Genomic DNA, 15,808 nt, shown 5'->3' with positions numbered 1-15,808 from the left:
ACATTACTCCCTTAGTGTTTGAGGTAAATCCTGTCCTGTTCGAACGGCTCTGAGCGTGACTCTACTCCCGGCGTGCCGGACATTTGTTGCGCTATGTCTAAGGGAAGCGTGATTGCCTTACGGGCGGTAGGGAAGAGGGAAGATCGAGATGTGCCCGGCTGGCTTAGCGCTGCCGGGCATTAAGCATTAACCGGTGTTACGCATACCCGCCGCAACGCCGGCAATCGTCACCATCAGCGCCTGTTCAACGCGCGGATCCGGCTCTTTACCTTCCTCTTCCGCCAGGCGGGAACGGTGCAGCAGTTCAGCCTGTAAAACGTTCAGCGGGTCGGTGTAGATGTTACGCAACTGGATTGATTCGGCGATCCACGGCAGGTCTTCCATCAGATGGGAATCGTTGGCGATATCCAGCACCACCTTGATGTCGCCTTCCAGCAGCTCGCGCAGCTCTTTACCCAGCGTCCACAGTTCTGGTTTCACCAGACGCTGATCGTAGTATTCCGCCAGCCACAGGTCGGCTTTCGAGAAGACCATCTCCAGCATGCCCAGGCGAGTGGAGAAGAACGGCCAGTTGCGGCACATGGTTTCCAGCTCGCTCTGCTTACCGTCTTCCACCACTTTTTGCAGCGCCGCACCGGCACCCAGCCAGGCGGGCAGCATTAAGCGGTTTTGCGTCCAGGCGAAGATCCACGGAATGGCGCGCAGGGACTCGACGCCGCCGGTCGGGCGACGCTTGGCCGGACGCGAACCCAGCGGCAGTTTACCCAGCTCCTGCTCAGGCGTTGCTGAACGGAAGTAAGGCACGAAGTCTTTGTTTTCACGCACGTAGCCGCGGTAGAGGTCGCAGGAGATGTCTGACAGCTCGTCCATGATGCGGCACCAGGACTCTTTTGGCTCCGGCGGCGGCAGCAGGTTCGCTTCCAGGATCGCACTGGTATAGAGCGACAGGCTGCTGATGGTCACTTCCGGCAGACCGTATTTGAAGCGGATCATCTCGCCCTGCTCGGTCACGCGCAGGCCGCCTTTCAGGCTTCCCGGCGGTTGAGAGAGCAGCGCCGCGTGAGCAGGTGCGCCACCGCGGCCAATGGAGCCGCCGCGTCCGTGGAACAGGGTCAGCTCAATACCGGCTTTCTCGCAGGTTTTGATCAGCGCATCCTGAGCCTGATACTGCGCCCAGGACGCCGCCATCACGCCCGCATCTTTCGCGGAGTCGGAATAGCCAATCATCACCATCTGTTTGCCCTGAATAAAGCCGCGATACCAGTCGATGTTAAGCAGCTGGGTCATCACGTCGTTGGCGTTGTTCAGGTCGTCGAGGGTCTCAAACAGCGGCGCGACAGGCAGAGCGTAGTCGATGCCCGCTTCTTTCAGCAGAAGGTGAACGCCCAGCACGTCGGACGGGGTTTTCGCCATGGAGATCACATAGGCGGCCACCGATCCTTTCGGCGCATCCACGATCGCTTTACAGGTGTTGAGCACTTCACGGGTATCATTGCTTGGCTCCCAGTTGCGCGGCAGCAGAGGGCGCTTGGAGTTCAGCTCGCGGATCAGGAACGCCTGCTTGTCGGCTTCTGACCAGCTTTCATAGTCGCCGATGCCGAGATAGCGGGTCAGTTCGCCCAGCGCTTCGGTATGGCGGGTACTTTCCTGACGGACGTCGATACGCACCAGCGGTACGCCGAAACATTTCACGCGGCGCAGGGTATCGAGCAGTTCGCCATTCGCAATGATGCCCATTCCGCAGGCCTGGAGCGATTTATAACAGGCATACAGCGGTTCCCAGAGCTGTTCGTTCTGGCTCAGCAGACCTTCTGGCTTTGGCAGGCGCTGGCCTTTCAGGCGCGCTTCCAGCCAGGCCTGAGTTGCAAGCAGCTGACCGCGCAGTTTTTTCATCAGGAAACGGTACGGCTCGCTGGCACCTTCTTCGCCGGCCAGCGCACGCAGTTCCGGCGTTGCTTCTACCATCGACAGCTCGGAGATCAGCACCTGAATATCCTTAAGGAACAGGTCGGTCGCTTTCCAGCGGCTCAGCAGCAGGACGTGACGGGTGATTTCCGCCGTCACGTTCGGGTTGCCGTCGCGGTCGCCGCCCATCCAGGAGGTAAAGCGAACCGGCACAAAGTCTACCGGCAGGCGATAGCCCAGGTTTTCTTCCAGCTGTTCGTTCAGCTCGCGCAGGTAGTTAGGCACCCCTTCCCACAGGCTGTTTTCCACCACCGCAAAGCCCCATTTGGCTTCGTCGACCGGGCTTGGGCGATGCTTACGAATTTCATCGGTGTGCCAGGACTGGGCAATCAGCTGGCGCAGACGGCGCATCAGCTGGTTACGTTCGTAGTCGGCAATGTCTTTGTTATCCAGCTGCTTCAGGCAGTTGTTCACTTCCACCATTTTGTGGATCAGCGTACGACGGGTGATTTCGGTTGGGTGAGCGGTCAGCACCAGCTCCAGCGAAAGGGATTCCACCGCGTTTTTGATGGTCGCTTCGTTGAGGTCGGGCTGGTCTTTGAGTTTACGAAGGGTGCGGGCAATGACTTCCGGGTTGCTGGCCGCTTCGCCTTTTGGCGAAATGCTGTGATATTGCTCAGCGGTGTTTGCCAGGTTCAGGAACTGGCTAAAGGCGCGGGCAACGGGCAGCAGCTCATCGTTAGAAAGGTTCTGCAAGGTGGTGAGCAGCTCCTGACGATTGGCCTCGTTACCGGCACGGGAAGATTTGGATAGCTTGCGGATGGTTTCAACGCGGTCGAGGATGTTCTCCCCTAATGCGTCTTTGATGGTATCTCCAAGCACTTTGCCGAGCATGCTGACATTACTACGCAACGCGGAATATTGTTCGTTCATAAAAACCCAGTCACCCCATCATTTTTGTTTATGCCCAGGCGAAAATCTTCTGGACATTATTTTGTCATCTCCCTTTATAAAGCCACGTAAAACCCCCGTCGTCAATTGCTGCGAAAACGGTTCAGCAAACGAATAAATGCGGGCAATTTACGAAATTTAATTCGCTTCGCGTCAGATAAGAGATGCTTATGGGAATGTGACAGAGATCGCGGGATTTTCCCCTCTCCAGGGAGAGGGGAAGCGTCATTAATGCCAGCAGAAATGATGCACAACCTGGGTAATCAGTTCGCGGGTGGGCTTGATGAAGCGGGTTTCCAGATATTCATCCGGCTGATGGGCCTGGTTAATGGAGCCAGGACCAAGAACCAGCGTCGGGCACAGGGTCTGAATAAACGGCGCTTCGGTGCAGTAGTTCACCACGTCGGTTTTCTCGCCAAGCAGTTTTTCCACGACCTGAACCAGCTGATGGTCTGGCGGGCATTCGTAGCCAGGAATCGGCGGATGCAGTTCAGAGACCGTCAGGCGTCCCGGCCAGCGCTCGCTGACCGGAGCCAGCGCTTCGTTCAGCAGGCCATCCAGATCGCTCAGCGTCATGCCCGGCAGAGGACGAATATCCATATGCAGTTCGCAGCAGGCGCAGATACGGTTGGACGCATCGCCGCCGTGCAGGCTACCGAGGTTCAGCGTTGGATAAGGCACGGTAAACGCCTCGTAGTGATAACGCTCTTTCAAATCGTCGCGCAGGGTCATGATGCGGCCAATGGCGTCGTGCATCAGCTCAATGGCGTTCACGCCGCGCGCCGGATCGCTGGAGTGGCCGGACTGGCCCAGCACGCGCACCGCGGTAGAAATATGCCCTTTGTGCGCACGAATCGGTTGCAGAGAGGTGGGCTCGCCGATGATCGCGCAGTCCGGGCGAATCGCTGTGTTTTCAGAGAAATAACGTGCACCCGCCATGCTGGTCTCTTCATCGGCGGTCGCCAGAATGTAGAGCGGCTTTTTCAGGGTTGTCACGTCCACGTCACGCAGCGCGTCGAGGATAAAGGCGAAGAAGCCTTTCATGTCCGCCGTGCCGAGACCGTAGAGCTTGTTGTCGTGTTCGGTCAGGGTGAACGGATCGCGCGTCCAGCGGCCATCGTCAAACGGCACGGTGTCGGTATGTCCGGCCAGCAGCAGGCCACCCGCACCGGTTCCGGTACTGGCGAGCAGGTTAAATTTGTGGCGTGTTCCGGGGACGGGCTGAACCTCAACGTTAAACCCAAGATCGCTAAACCAACCCGCCAGCAGATTGATTAAAGACTCATTGCTCTGATCCAGCGCTTCTTCCGTCGCGCTGATGGAGGGTGTGGCAATCAGGGCGCGGTAAATCTCGATAAATGGCGGTAAGTTCATTTTCATTGTTGACACACCTTAGGTCGTGATAGTATCAATATTCATGCAATAAATGTGAATAAAAATACATTAACGTTGAGCATAAAGGAACCCGATGTTGAATACGCTGATTGTAGGCGCTAGCGGTTATGCGGGCGCAGAGCTTGTAAGCTACGTAAATCGCCACCCTCATATGACCATAACCGCTTTGACCGTGTCAGCGCAAAGCAATGATGCCGGAAAGTTAATTTCTGATTTGCATCCGCAGCTTAAAGGCATTGTCGATCTGCCGTTGCAGCCGATGTCCGACATCAGCGAGTTCACCGATGGCGTTGACGTGGTGTTTTTAGCCACGGCGCATGAAGTCAGCCACGACCTGGCACCGCAATTTTTAGCGGCCGGCTGCGTGGTCTTTGACCTCTCCGGCGCGTTCCGCGTTAACGACGGCGCGTTCTATGAAAAATATTACGGCTTCACTCATCAGCATCCGGTTCTGCTTGAAAAAGCGGTCTACGGCCTGGCGGAGTGGAGCGCCGATAAACTGAAAGAAGCGAACCTGATTGCCGTGCCGGGCTGCTACCCGACGGCGGCGCAGCTCTCCCTGAAGCCATTGATCGACGCCGGTCTGCTGGATCTGCACCAGTGGCCGGTGATCAACGCCACCAGCGGCGTGAGCGGAGCAGGGCGCAAGGCCGCTATCTCCAACAGCTTCTGCGAAGTGAGCCTTCAGCCGTATGGCGTGTTCAATCACCGTCATCACCCTGAAATCACCACGCATCTGGGCGCGGAGGTGATTTTTACCCCGCACCTCGGCAGCTTCCCGCGCGGGATCCTCGAAACCATTACCTGCCGCCTGAAGCCGGGCGTGACCCAGGCGCAGGTGAGCGAGGCCTTCACGCAGGCATACGCGGATAAACCGCTGGTGCGTCTGTACGACAAAGGCGTGCCGGCATTGAAAAACGTGGTTGGCCTGCCGTTCTGCGATATCGGCTTTGCCGTACAGGGCGAGCATCTGATTGTGGTCGCCGCAGAAGATAACTTACTCAAAGGCGCTGCCGCACAGGCAATGCAGTGTGCAAATATTCGTTTCGGCTTCCCTGAAACGCAGGCTCTTATTTAAGGTGTGATGATGAACCCATTAATTATCAAACTCGGTGGTGTACTGCTGGACAGCGAAGAAGCGCTGGAGCGCCTGTTTACCGCGCTGGTGAACTATCGCGAATCGCACCAGCGTCCGCTGGTGATTGTGCACGGCGGCGGCTGCGTGGTGGATGAGCTGATGAAAGGGCTGAATCTGCCGGTGAAAAAGAAAAATGGCCTGCGCGTCACCCCTGCTGACCAGATTGACATCATTACCGGCGCACTGGCGGGCACGGCGAACAAAACGCTGCTGGCATGGGCGAAGAAACACCATATCGCCTCCGTTGGCCTCTACCTGGGCGACGGTGACAGCGTAAAAGTGACCCAGCTTGACGAAGAGCTCGGCCATGTTGGACTGGCGCAGCCAGGTTCGCCTAAGCTGATTAGCACCCTGCTGGAAGGCGGTTTTCTGCCGGTAGTGAGCTCTATCGGCGTGACCGAAGCGGGCGAGCTGATGAACGTCAACGCGGACCAGGCGGCAACCGCCCTGGCGGCCACGCTGGGCGCTGACCTGATCCTGCTCTCCGACGTGAGCGGCATTCTGGACGGCAAAGGCCAGCGCATAGCGGAAATGACCGCCGCAAAAGCCGAGCAGCTGATCGATCAGGGCATTATAACCGACGGCATGATCGTTAAGGTGAATGCGGCGCTGGATGCGGCGCGCACGCTGGGTCGCCCGGTGGATATCGCCTCCTGGCGCCACGCGGAGCAGCTTCCGGCGCTGTTTAACGGCACGCCGATTGGTACGCGTATTCTGGCTTAAGATTCTGTGCCGGATGGCGCTTCGCTTATCCGGCCTACGTGAATTTTGTAGGCCCGGTAAGCGCAGCGCCACCGGGCAAAAATATCATCATTAAGGAAATTCGTTATGGCACTTTGGGGTGGGCGTTTTACACAGGCAGCGGATCAGCGGTTCAAACAGTTCAACGACTCTTTGCGCTTCGACTACCGCCTGGCCGAACAGGATATCGTCGGCTCTGTGGCCTGGTCCAAAGCGCTGGTGACCGTTGGCGTGCTGACCGCAGACGAACAGCAGCAGCTGGAAGAGGCGCTGAACAACCTGCTGGAAGAGGTGCGTCTGGATCCGCAGCAAATCCTCCAGAGCGATGCCGAAGATATTCACAGCTGGGTGGAAGGTAAACTCATCGACAAAGTCGGCCAGCTGGGTAAAAAACTGCATACCGGCCGTAGCCGTAATGACCAGGTTGCGACCGACCTGAAGCTGTGGTGCAAAGAGACCATAGGCGAACTGCTGGCGGCAAATCGTCAGTTGCAGGGCGCGCTGGTGGAAACCGCGCAGAACAACCAGGACGCGGTGATGCCGGGTTATACCCACCTGCAACGCGCGCAGCCGGTGACGTTCGCGCACTGGTGTCTGGCCTACGTTGAGATGCTGGCGCGTGATGAAAGCCGGTTGCAGGATACCCTAACGCGTCTGGACGTGAGCCCGCTGGGCAGCGGCGCGCTGGCCGGTACCGCATATGAAATCGACCGCGAGCAGCTGGCAGGCTGGCTGGGCTTTGCTTCCGCCACCCGCAACAGCCTGGACAGCGTCTCTGATCGTGACCACGTGCTGGAGCTGCTGTCGAATGCCTCTATCGGGATGGTGCACCTGTCGCGCTTTGCCGAAGACCTGATCTTCTTTAACTCTGGCGAAGCGGGCTTCGTGGAGCTGTCCGACCGCGTGACCTCAGGCTCATCCCTGATGCCGCAGAAGAAAAACCCGGACGCGCTGGAGCTTATCCGCGGCAAGTGCGGTCGCGTGCAGGGCGCGCTTACCGGCATGATGATGACCCTGAAAGGGCTGCCGCTGGCGTATAACAAAGATATGCAGGAAGACAAAGAAGGGCTGTTCGACGCGCTCGACTCCTGGCTGGACTGTCTGCACATGGGCGCGCTGGTGCTGGACGGCATTCAGGTGAAACGTCCGCGCTGTCAGGAAGCGGCGCAGCAGGGCTATGCTAACTCCACCGAGCTGGCGGACTACCTGGTGGCGAAAGGCGTACCGTTCCGCGAGGCGCACCATATTGTGGGCGAAGCGGTAGTGGAAGCGATTCGTCAGGGTAAAGCCCTTGAAGCGCTGGCGCTGGCCGACCTGCAAAAATTCAGCGCGGTTATCGGGGATGACGTCTATCCGATTCTGGCCCTGCAATCCTGCCTGGATAAGCGTGCAGCGAAAGGCGGCGTATCGCCGAAGCAGGTGGCGCAGGCGATTGCGGATGCGAAAAACCGCCTGATTTGATGCCTGAAACGTCGGGTGGCGGCTTCGCCTGACCCGACCTACAAAACCCCAGCCCAACCCTGAGTTGGGCTTTTTTTTGCAAAAAAAAAGCGGACCACGGGGTCCGCAAAAGTTCACGTTGGCTTTAGTTTTTCGAGTTTTGAGAGAAACTCGCTGACGGTGCGGGGACGTCAAGGGTCAAACACGGCCGCCTCGTCTATGTGGCGTATTATTCAACAGAATGCTTGATAGGGATAATCGTTCATTGCTATGCTATCTATCGCCATGAACTATCGTGGCGACGGAGGATGAATAATGAATATTCGTGATCTTGAATACCTGGTAGCGTTAGCCGAGCACCGCCATTTTCGCCGCGCGGCAGATTCCTGCCATGTCAGCCAGCCTACCCTGAGCGGACAGATCCGCAAGCTGGAAGATGAGCTGGGCGTAATGCTGCTGGAGCGCACCAGTCGTAAGGTACTGTTCACCCAGGCAGGTCTGCTGCTGGTGGATCAGGCGCGCACCGTGCTGCGCGAGGTCAAAGTGCTCAAGGAAATGGCAAGCCAGCAGGGGGAGGCGATGTCCGGCCCGCTGCATATTGGCCTGATCCCAACCGTTGGCCCGTACCTGTTGCCGCAAATCATTCCAATGCTGCACCAGACGTTCCCGAAACTCGAAATGTACCTGCACGAAGCGCAAACCCATCAGCTGCTGGCGCAGCTGGACAGCGGCAAGCTCGACTGTGCGATTCTGGCGCTGGTCAAAGAGAGTGAAGCGTTTATTGAAGTCCCGCTGTTCGACGAACCGATGATGCTGGCGATCTATGAAGATCACCCATGGGCGAACCGCGATCGCGTGCCGATGGCCGATCTGGCGGGGGAAAAGCTGCTGATGCTGGAAGACGGTCACTGCCTGCGCGATCAGGCGATGGGCTTCTGCTTCGAAGCGGGCGCTGACGAAGATACCCATTTCCGCGCAACCAGTCTGGAAACGCTGCGTAATATGGTGGCGGCGGGAAGCGGTATTACGCTGCTGCCGGCGCTGGCGGTGCCGCACGAGCGTAAACGCGATGGCGTGGTCTATCTGCCGTGCATCAAGCCGGAGCCGCGTCGCACCATTGGTCTGGTTTATCGTCCGGGGTCACCGCTGCGCAGCCGCTATGAGCAGCTGGCAGAGGCCATCCGCGGTGCGATGGATGGCCATTTCGACAGCGCGTTAAAACAGGCGGTTTAAGCCGTTCAGCGCGGCTACCCGATAGGCTTCCGCCATGGTCGGGTAGTTAAAGGTGGTGTTAACGAAGTACTCAATGGTGTTGCCACCACCTTTTTGCTCCATGATCGCCTGGCCGATGTGAATGATTTCCGCCGCGCGTTCACCGAAGCAGTGAATACCGAGGATCTCTTTCGTCTCGCGATGGAACAGGATCTTCAGCGTACCCACGCTCATCCCCACGATTTGCGCCCGCGCCAGATGTTTAAACTGGGCACGACCCACCTCGTAAGGCACCTTCATGGCCGTCAGCTGCTGCTCGGTTTTCCCGACAGAACTGATTTCCGGAATGGTGTAGATACCCGTCGGGATATCTTCGATCAGATGCGCCGTCGCTTCACCTTTCACCAGGGCCTGTGCGGCGATGCGGCCCTGATCGTACGCAGCGGAGGCCAGGCTTGGGTAACCAATCACGTCGCCCACCGCGTATACGTGCGGCAGCGCGGTCTGATACATGCTGTTGACCTTCAGCTGACCGCGGCTGTCGGTTTCGAGCCCGATATTCTCCAGCTGCAACGAATCCGTGTTGCCGGTACGGCCGTTGGCGTACAGCAGGCAGTCCGCCTTCAGCTTCTTACCTGACTTCAGGTGCATGATCACACCGTCGTCGCAGCCCTCAATCTTCTCGTACTCTTCGTTGTGGCGAATCACCACGCCGCTGTTCCAGAAGTGGTAGGAGAGAGAGTCCGACATCTCCTGATCGAGGAACGCCAGCAGGCGGTCACGGGTGTTAATCAGGTCAACTTTGACCTCCATTCCGCGGAAGATCGAGGCATATTCACAGCCAATCACCCCCGCACCATAGATGATCACATGGCGTGGCTCGTGATGCAGGCTGAGGATGGAGTCGCTGTCGTAAATGCGCGGGTGCGAGAAGTCCACGTCTGCCGGATGGTACGGACGGGAACCGCAGGCGATCACAAATTTTTCAGCGGTGAGCGTCTCAACCGAACCATCGTGGCACTCCAGCGCCAGGGTGTGTTCATCCACAAAATGGGCGTTGCCTTGCAGAATTTCACAGTGGTTGCGCTCATAAAAACCCTGACGCATGCGCGTCTGCTGGTTAATGACCGTGTCTGCGTGATTCAGGATATCGGCAAAGGAGGAACGAAGAAGTCGGGAGTGGTCGCTGTAAAGAGGATTCTGGTTAAATTCGATAATGCGGCTAACGGCGTGGCGGAGGGCTTTCGAAGGGATGGTGCCCCAGTGGGTGCAACCGCCGCCAACATTATGGTAGCGCTCAATTACCGCTACTCTGGCTCCCTGTTTTACCAGACCCATAGCAGCACCTTCGCCGCCGGGGCCGGAACCAATAACTATTGCGTCGTAATCGTAGGAATGTGGCATGGCAAGGCTTACCTGTTCTTATACATAAAAGCAACAGAATCATAACATCATTGCCTGGGTAACCCAATTATCGTTGTGCTTTTTTCGGGCAGTGGGGCACAAACCGCGCGTAAACAATCATTCACAAAGCCAGGTAAACAGATTAATTTTATTCTCTGGTATAGTGCCAACGGGCCTTTGGAAGGATTCAACTATCGTGATGGGCGTAAGAGCACAACAAAAAGAGAAAACCCGGCGTTCGCTGGTGGAAGCCGCATTCAGTCAACTGAGTGCTGAGCGGAGTTTTGCCAGTTTGAGCCTGCGTGAAGTGGCGCGCGAGGCCGGGATTGCGCCAACGTCCTTCTATCGTCATTTCCGTGATGTGGATGAACTGGGCCTGACCATGGTCGACGAGAGCGGTTTAATGCTGCGCCAGCTTATGCGTCAGGCGCGTCAACGTATCGCCAAAGGCGGCAGCGTGATCCGCACCTCCGTATCGACGTTTATGGAATTTATCGGCAATAACCCTAACGCGTTTCGCCTGCTGTTGCGTGAGCGTTCCGGGACATCAGCCGCGTTTCGTGCCGCCGTCGCGCGTGAAATTCAGCATTTCATCGCGGAACTTGCCGACTATCTGGAACTCGAAAACCATATGCCGCGTGCGTTTACCGAAGCACAGGCTGAGGCGATGGTGACGATTGTGTTCAGCGCGGGTGCCGAAGCGCTGGACGTCAGCATTGAACAACGTAAGCAACTCGAAGAGCGACTGGTATTGCAGCTGCGGATGATTTCTAAAGGTGCGTACTACTGGTATCGCCGTGAACAAGAGAAGTTGGCACATCAAAACGATGAGTGAAGGTGAGTAATGAAACAGTCAGGTCAGGATAAAGGAACGCTGTTGCTGGCATTGATCGCTGGCTTATCCATTAATGGTACGTTTGCGGCGGTTTTCAGCTCAATTGTACCGTTCTCGATTTTCCCGATTATCGCGCTGGTGCTGACGGTGTACTGCCTGCATCAACGTTATCTGAACCGCACCATGCCTGTCGGGTTACCGGGGCTGGCCGCAGCCAGTTTTATCCTGGGTGTGCTGCTGTACAGCACCGTGGTGCGTGCGGAATACCCGGATATTGGCTCTAACTTCCTGCCTGCGGTACTGTCCGTGGCGCTGGTGTTCTGGATTGGCTCTCGTATGCGTAGCCGCAAGAGCCAGTTGCCAGAATAAAGGGTTTTGTCATTGTAGGCCGGATAAGCGAAGCGCCATCCGGCTTTTTTGGCAGGTGGCGCTTCGCTTACCTGCCCTACAAGATTCACATTACTTTGCAGTAAGCAGTACGCCGCACTCCATATGGTGCGTATACGGGAACTGATCGAACAGCGCCAGACGTTCAACCTTGTGCGTCTGGCTCAATGTTTCCAGATTCTTGCACAGCGTCTCCGGGTTACAGGAGATGTACAAAATACGCGGGTACGCCTGCACCATCTTCTCGGTTTCGCTATCCAGCCCGCTGCGTGGCGGATCGACAAAAATCGTCTCGCACTGGTAGCTCTTCAAATCAATGCCTTGCAGGCGGTTAAACTCACGTACGCCATTCATCGCCTGGGTGAACTCTTCTGCCGCCATACGAATGATTTGTACGTTATCGATGTGGTTAGCGGCGATGTTGTACTGCGCGGCCGCCACCGACGGTTTGGCAATTTCCGTCGCCAGCACGCGATCGAAGTTACGCGCCAGCGCCAGCGAGAAGTTACCGTTACCGCAGTACAGTTCCAGCAGATCGCCCGTCGACCCTTCCGTCGCGTTCAGCGCCCACTCCAGCATCTGCACGTTCATGGCGGCGTTCGGCTGGGTGAAGCTGTTCTCCACCTGACGGTAAACCATCTCTTTACCCGCTACCGGCAGACGCTCATCGACGTAATCCTGGTCCAGCATGATTTTGGTTTTGGTCGCGCGGCCAATCAGGTGCACGTTGATGTTCTGCGCGCGCAGCGCATCGCGCAGGGCTTCGGCCTGCTCGCGCCACTCGTCGGTCAGCGCTTTATGATAGAGCAGAGAGACAATGGCCTGATTGCTTTGGGTGGTCAGGTAGTCTATCTGGAACAGCTTGTTGCGCAGCACTGGATTGTTGCGCACGCCGTCAATCATCAGCGTCATCAGCTGGTTTATCAGTTCACTTGCCGCCGGAAAACTGTCTACGCGAATGCGGGATTTCGTCTGCTGATCGAAAATGATGTGGTACAGGTCATCGCCATCGTGCCAGATGCGAAACTCGGCGCGCATACGGTAGTGGCTGACCGGAGAACGAAACACCTCAGGAACGGGCGCGTTGAATGGCGTCATCATACTTTGCAGGCGGACAACTTTTTCTGCCAGCTGTGCGTCGTACTGTTCTGTCGGGAGGTGTTCTGGGGTCATGATGCATCCTGAGTGAGAAAGAATTACGCGGGGATTGTAGGGATTGTGCAGGGGATGTCCAGATTTAATGGCTAATAGCTATCTGGACATCTATACGTGTCTAATTGTAGCATTCTGTTTCCGGTCTCCTGAGAGTGAAAAGGGAATCCAGTGCAAATCTGGAGCTGACGCGCAGCGGTAAAGACTGGCGGGATGAGAGTTACAGACACTGTGAAAACGGGAAGTCTTCATCCATAAACGCCACCCAGCCCGAAGACCTGCCGGAACCACGTCGCATTTGGTTTCATCATCGCGTGCTATCGATGAGGCCTGCGGCATCCTTCTTATATTTTGGATGCTTTAACAATGATTAAAAAAGTATCGCTGTTGACGGCGTTTTCCGTCACGGCATTTTCGGGCTGGGCGCAGGAAAGCGCTGACTCGTTGGTGGTGACAGCAAACCGTTTCGAACAACCGGCAAAAACTGTTCTGGCTCCGACATCCGTCGTGACGCGTGAGGATATTGAACGCTGGCAGGCAACGAGCGTTGTGGAAATCATGTCACGCCTGCCGGGCGTGGACATCGCACAAAGCGGTGGGATGGGGTCGACCTCTTCTACGTTTATTCGCGGTACGGAATCCCGTCATGTTCTGGTGCTGATTGATGGCATCCCCCTGAACAATGCCGGGATCAGCAACGTTCCCGACTTAAGTCAGATCCCGACCTCGCTGATTCAGCGTATTGAGTATATTCGCGGCCCGCGTTCGGCGCTGTACGGCTCCGACGCGATTGGCGGCGTGATTAACATCATCACCGGGCGCGATAAGCCGGGCGCGGAAATTTCGGCGGGCGTTGGTTCAAAGGGGTATCAAAACTATAACGGTGCCTTCCAGCAGGTGTTCGATAAAACGAAAATCACCATGGCCGGGGATTACACCTATACCCGTGGTTTTGATATTGCCGCAAAAGATGCCCCGCGCCAGCCAGACCGCGATGGTTTTATGAGTAAATCTCTGTTTGGCTCGGTGGAACAGCAGTTTACCGACAGCGTCAGCGGGTTCTTCCGTGGCTTTGGCTACGATAACCGCTCCGCGTACGACGGTTACGATCACTATGGCGCGACCGGCATTGACGGGCGTCCGGACACGCGTCAGGTCTATAGCCAGAACTGGGACACCGGGTTGCGTTACAACCAGGGTATCTTCCAGTCACAGCTGGTGGCAGGCTATGGCCGCAGCAAAGACCAGAACTATGATCCGAAAAAAGGCCGCTACGCTGACTCCGCAACCATGGATGACGTGAAGCAGTACACCACCCAGTGGCTGAATACGGTTGAAGTGGGACACGGCAATATCGGCGCGGGTCTGGACTGGCAGAAGCAGAAAACCCAGGCGGGAACGGGCTATCTGGAAAAAGGTTACGAACAGCGTAACACCGGCGTGTTCCTTTCAGCGATGCAGCAGTTCAACAGCGTGACGCTGGAAGCGGCGGCGCGTAATGACGATAACTCTAACTTTGGCAATCATGCCACCTGGCAGACCAGTGCCGCGTGGGAATTCATCGACGGGTATCGCATCATCGGTTCTTACGGCACAGCGTATAAAGCGCCGACCATGAGCCAGATCCACAGTAAGGATTACGGCAATCCGGACCTGAAGCCAGAAGAGAGTAAGCAGTGGGAAGGTGGTTTTGAAGGCCTGACGGGGCCGGTAAACTGGCGCGTGACGGGCTATCGTAATGATATTGATAACCTGATTAACAGCGACCCGCGGACCTACCGTTATTACAACGTGGATGAGGCTCGCATCAAAGGGATCGAGGCGACGGCGCAGTTCGATACCGGACCGGTAGGGCACCAAATTTCCTATGACTACGTTGACCCGCGCAATGCGAAAACCAACGAAGTCCTGGCGCGTCGCTCAAAGCAGCAGGTTAAGTATCAGCTTGACTGGCAGGTGTGGGACCTCGACTGGAATCTGGCGTACCGTTATCTGGGCACCCGCTATGACGTCGCCGTTGATCCCAATACTTATGCAACAGAACGCGTAAAAATGGGCGGCGTCAGCCTGTGGGATGTCGCGGTTTCATATCCTGTCACCTCTCATCTCACAGTTCGTGGTAAAATAGCCAACCTGTTCGATAAAGATTACGAGACAGTTTATGGCTACGAAACTGCAGGACGGGAATACACCTTGTCTGGCAGCTACACCTTCTGATCCGCGTCCCACCGTGCTGGTGTTTGATTCCGGCGTCGGTGGGCTTTCAGTCTATGATGAGATTCGGCAGCTCCTGCCGGATCTCCATTACATCTACGCCTTCGATAACGTCGCGTTCCCGTATGGGGAAAAGAGTGAAGACTTTATCGTTGAGCGCGTGGTTGAAATCGTTACCGCGGTACAAAAGCGCTACCCCCTGGCGCTGGCGGTGATTGCCTGCAATACGGCAAGCACGGTCTCTCTTCCTGCCCTGCGCGAAAAATTCCCGTTCCCGGTTGTGGGCGTTGTGCCGGCAATTAAACCTGCTGCGCGCCTGACGGCGAACGGCATCGTGGGTTTGCTGGCGACGCGCGGTACGGTAAAACGTCCTTATACGCGCGAGCTTATTGAGCGCTTTGCTAATGAATGCCAGATCGCCATGCTCGGCTCCGCGGAGCTGGTGGAAATGGCGGAAGCGAAGCTGCACGGCGAGACGGTCTCGCTTGAAGAGCTGCGCCGCATTCTGCGTCCATGGCTGCGGATGCAGGAACCCCCGGATACGGTTGTTCTTGGATGTACCCATTTCCCGTTGTTACAGGAAGAGCTATTAAAGGTCCTGCCTGAAGGAACCCGGCTGGTGGATTCCGGTGCGGCGATTGCGCGTCGGACGGCCTGGCTGCTGGAACACGAGGCGCCGGATGCGAAATCAGCGGAAGCGAACATCGCTTTCTGTATGGCGATAACAAAAGAAACTGAACAACTTTTACCCGTTTTACAGCGTTACGGCTTCGAAACGCTCGAAAAACTGGCGCTGTAGCACGGTTTTGAGCAAAAAAGAGACGGTTGAACGTTTTTTTTCAAAGAGGGGTTGTCAACGTCTGAGAACTCCCTATAATGCGCCTCCACTGACACGGAACAACGGCTTACAGGCCGCCGGGACAGCGGGGTTCAGAGATGAACGCCAACAGAGAAAAGTAAAAATAATTGCTTGACTCTGAATGAGGAAAACGTAATATACGGGACCTCGCAACGGTGAGCTGAAAGCCGCGTTG

12 protein-coding genes, 1 pseudogene and 1 riboswitch are annotated in these 15,808 nt (G+C 56.5%); of the genes and pseudogenes, 8 read left to right on the top strand and 5 right to left on the bottom strand.

The genetic code is table 11. The annotated features are described in order from the left end of the window. Positions 1–11 precede the first annotated feature (11 nt). The 3 genes and pseudogenes from N5C09_RS18805 to argE form a co-directional block, all read right to left on the bottom strand. Positions 12–119 (bottom strand): annotated as a pseudogene (locus tag N5C09_RS18805) (fructose-bisphosphate aldolase); the annotation flags it as partial. Positions 120–186: 67 nt separating this feature from the next. Continuing rightward, positions 187–2,838, bottom strand: coding sequence for a phosphoenolpyruvate carboxylase (ppc, locus tag N5C09_RS18800; protein ID WP_279749654.1), 2,652 nt, complete (start codon positions 2,836–2,838; stop codon positions 187–189). Between the two features lie 246 nt (positions 2,839–3,084). Next, a complete protein-coding gene (gene argE / locus N5C09_RS18795; protein WP_058610676.1) occupies positions 3,085–4,236 on the bottom strand; it encodes an acetylornithine deacetylase in 1,152 nt (383 codons plus the stop codon). Between the two features lie 88 nt (positions 4,237–4,324). On the opposite strand from argE, the gene argC reads away from it, so the two are divergent. The 4 genes from argC (at position 4,325) to oxyR (ending at position 8,803) form a co-directional block, all read left to right on the top strand. Next, positions 4,325–5,329, top strand: coding sequence for an N-acetyl-gamma-glutamyl-phosphate reductase (gene argC / locus N5C09_RS18790; RefSeq protein ID WP_279749653.1), 1,005 nt, complete (start codon positions 4,325–4,327; stop codon positions 5,327–5,329). Positions 5,330–5,335: 6 nt separating this feature from the next. Then, entirely contained in the window at positions 5,336–6,112 is a 777-nt protein-coding gene (gene argB, locus N5C09_RS18785) for an acetylglutamate kinase (protein WP_279749652.1), read from the top strand. Between the two features lie 105 nt (positions 6,113–6,217). After that, entirely contained in the window at positions 6,218–7,591 is a 1,374-nt protein-coding gene (gene argH / locus N5C09_RS18780) for an argininosuccinate lyase (RefSeq protein ID WP_279749651.1), read from the top strand. A 294-nt stretch (positions 7,592–7,885) separates the two neighbouring features. Beyond that, entirely contained in the window at positions 7,886–8,803 is a 918-nt protein-coding gene (gene oxyR / locus N5C09_RS18775) for a DNA-binding transcriptional regulator OxyR (protein WP_003862055.1), read from the top strand. On the opposite strand, the gene sthA is transcribed toward oxyR, so the two are convergent. Beyond that, entirely contained in the window at positions 8,786–10,186 is a 1,401-nt protein-coding gene (gene sthA, locus N5C09_RS18770; protein ID WP_003862057.1) for a Si-specific NAD(P)(+) transhydrogenase, read from the bottom strand. The genes oxyR and sthA overlap by 18 nt on opposite strands. 196 nt (positions 10,187–10,382) lie before the next feature. Here sthA and fabR point away from each other — a divergent pair, with 196 nt between their 5' ends. Together fabR and N5C09_RS18760 are read left to right on the top strand one after the other, a co-directional pair. Then, on the top strand, positions 10,383–11,021 hold the full coding sequence (gene fabR, locus N5C09_RS18765; RefSeq protein ID WP_003862059.1) for an HTH-type transcriptional repressor FabR: 639 nt from the start codon (positions 10,383–10,385) through the stop codon (positions 11,019–11,021). A 9-nt stretch (positions 11,022–11,030) separates the two neighbouring features. Continuing rightward, entirely contained in the window at positions 11,031–11,390 is a 360-nt protein-coding gene (locus N5C09_RS18760; protein ID WP_006808647.1) for a YijD family membrane protein, read from the top strand. Between the two features lie 90 nt (positions 11,391–11,480). Here N5C09_RS18760 and trmA read toward each other — a convergent pair whose 3' ends face one another. Then, positions 11,481–12,581 carry a tRNA (uridine(54)-C5)-methyltransferase TrmA gene (gene trmA, locus N5C09_RS18755; RefSeq protein WP_063865469.1) on the bottom strand — a complete coding sequence of 367 codons (1,101 nt, stop codon included), beginning with the start codon at positions 12,579–12,581 and terminating at the stop codon, positions 11,481–11,483. A gap of 104 nt (positions 12,582–12,685) precedes the next feature. Continuing rightward, a riboswitch (cobalamin riboswitch) is annotated at positions 12,686–12,861 on the top strand. A gap of 65 nt (positions 12,862–12,926) precedes the next feature. Between trmA and btuB the strand changes: the two genes are divergently transcribed. Both btuB and murI read left to right on the top strand, forming a co-directional pair. Beyond that, entirely contained in the window at positions 12,927–14,777 is a 1,851-nt protein-coding gene (gene btuB / locus N5C09_RS18750; RefSeq protein ID WP_236329819.1) for a TonB-dependent vitamin B12 receptor BtuB, read from the top strand. After that, entirely contained in the window at positions 14,722–15,573 is an 852-nt protein-coding gene (gene murI, locus N5C09_RS18745) for a glutamate racemase (protein WP_032608099.1), read from the top strand. The genes btuB and murI overlap by 56 nt, the downstream gene beginning before the upstream one ends. Positions 15,574–15,808: the final 235 nt, after the last annotated feature.

Origin of the sequence: Enterobacter sp. GD03975, assembly GCF_029838645.1 — a bacterium.
GTDB lineage: Bacteria > Pseudomonadota > Gammaproteobacteria > Enterobacterales > Enterobacteriaceae > Enterobacter > Enterobacter quasihormaechei.
The sequence above is the reverse complement of the archived record's forward strand: the minus strand, read 5'-3'. Positions and strand labels throughout refer to the sequence as shown.

What these genes read in the sequence shown, in the direction of transcription:
- ppc (WP_279749654.1), bottom strand. Translation starts at nt 2,838, where the DNA reads ATGAACGAACAATATTCCGCGTTGCGTAGTAATGTCAGCATGCTCGGC.
- argE (WP_058610676.1), bottom strand. Translation starts at nt 4,236, where the DNA reads ATGAAAATGAACTTACCGCCATTTATCGAGATTTACCGCGCCCTGATT.
- argC (WP_279749653.1), top strand. Translation starts at nt 4,325, where the DNA reads ATGTTGAATACGCTGATTGTAGGCGCTAGCGGTTATGCGGGCGCAGAG.
- argB (WP_279749652.1), top strand. Translation starts at nt 5,336, where the DNA reads ATGATGAACCCATTAATTATCAAACTCGGTGGTGTACTGCTGGACAGC.
- argH (WP_279749651.1), top strand. Translation starts at nt 6,218, where the DNA reads ATGGCACTTTGGGGTGGGCGTTTTACACAGGCAGCGGATCAGCGGTTC.
- oxyR (WP_003862055.1), top strand. Translation starts at nt 7,886, where the DNA reads ATGAATATTCGTGATCTTGAATACCTGGTAGCGTTAGCCGAGCACCGC.
- sthA (WP_003862057.1), bottom strand. Translation starts at nt 10,186, where the DNA reads ATGCCACATTCCTACGATTACGACGCAATAGTTATTGGTTCCGGCCCC.
- N5C09_RS18760 (WP_006808647.1), top strand. Translation starts at nt 11,031, where the DNA reads ATGAAACAGTCAGGTCAGGATAAAGGAACGCTGTTGCTGGCATTGATC.
- trmA (WP_063865469.1), bottom strand. Translation starts at nt 12,581, where the DNA reads ATGACCCCAGAACACCTCCCGACAGAACAGTACGACGCACAGCTGGCA.
- btuB (WP_236329819.1), top strand. Translation starts at nt 12,927, where the DNA reads ATGATTAAAAAAGTATCGCTGTTGACGGCGTTTTCCGTCACGGCATTT.
- murI (WP_032608099.1), top strand. Translation starts at nt 14,722, where the DNA reads ATGGCTACGAAACTGCAGGACGGGAATACACCTTGTCTGGCAGCTACA.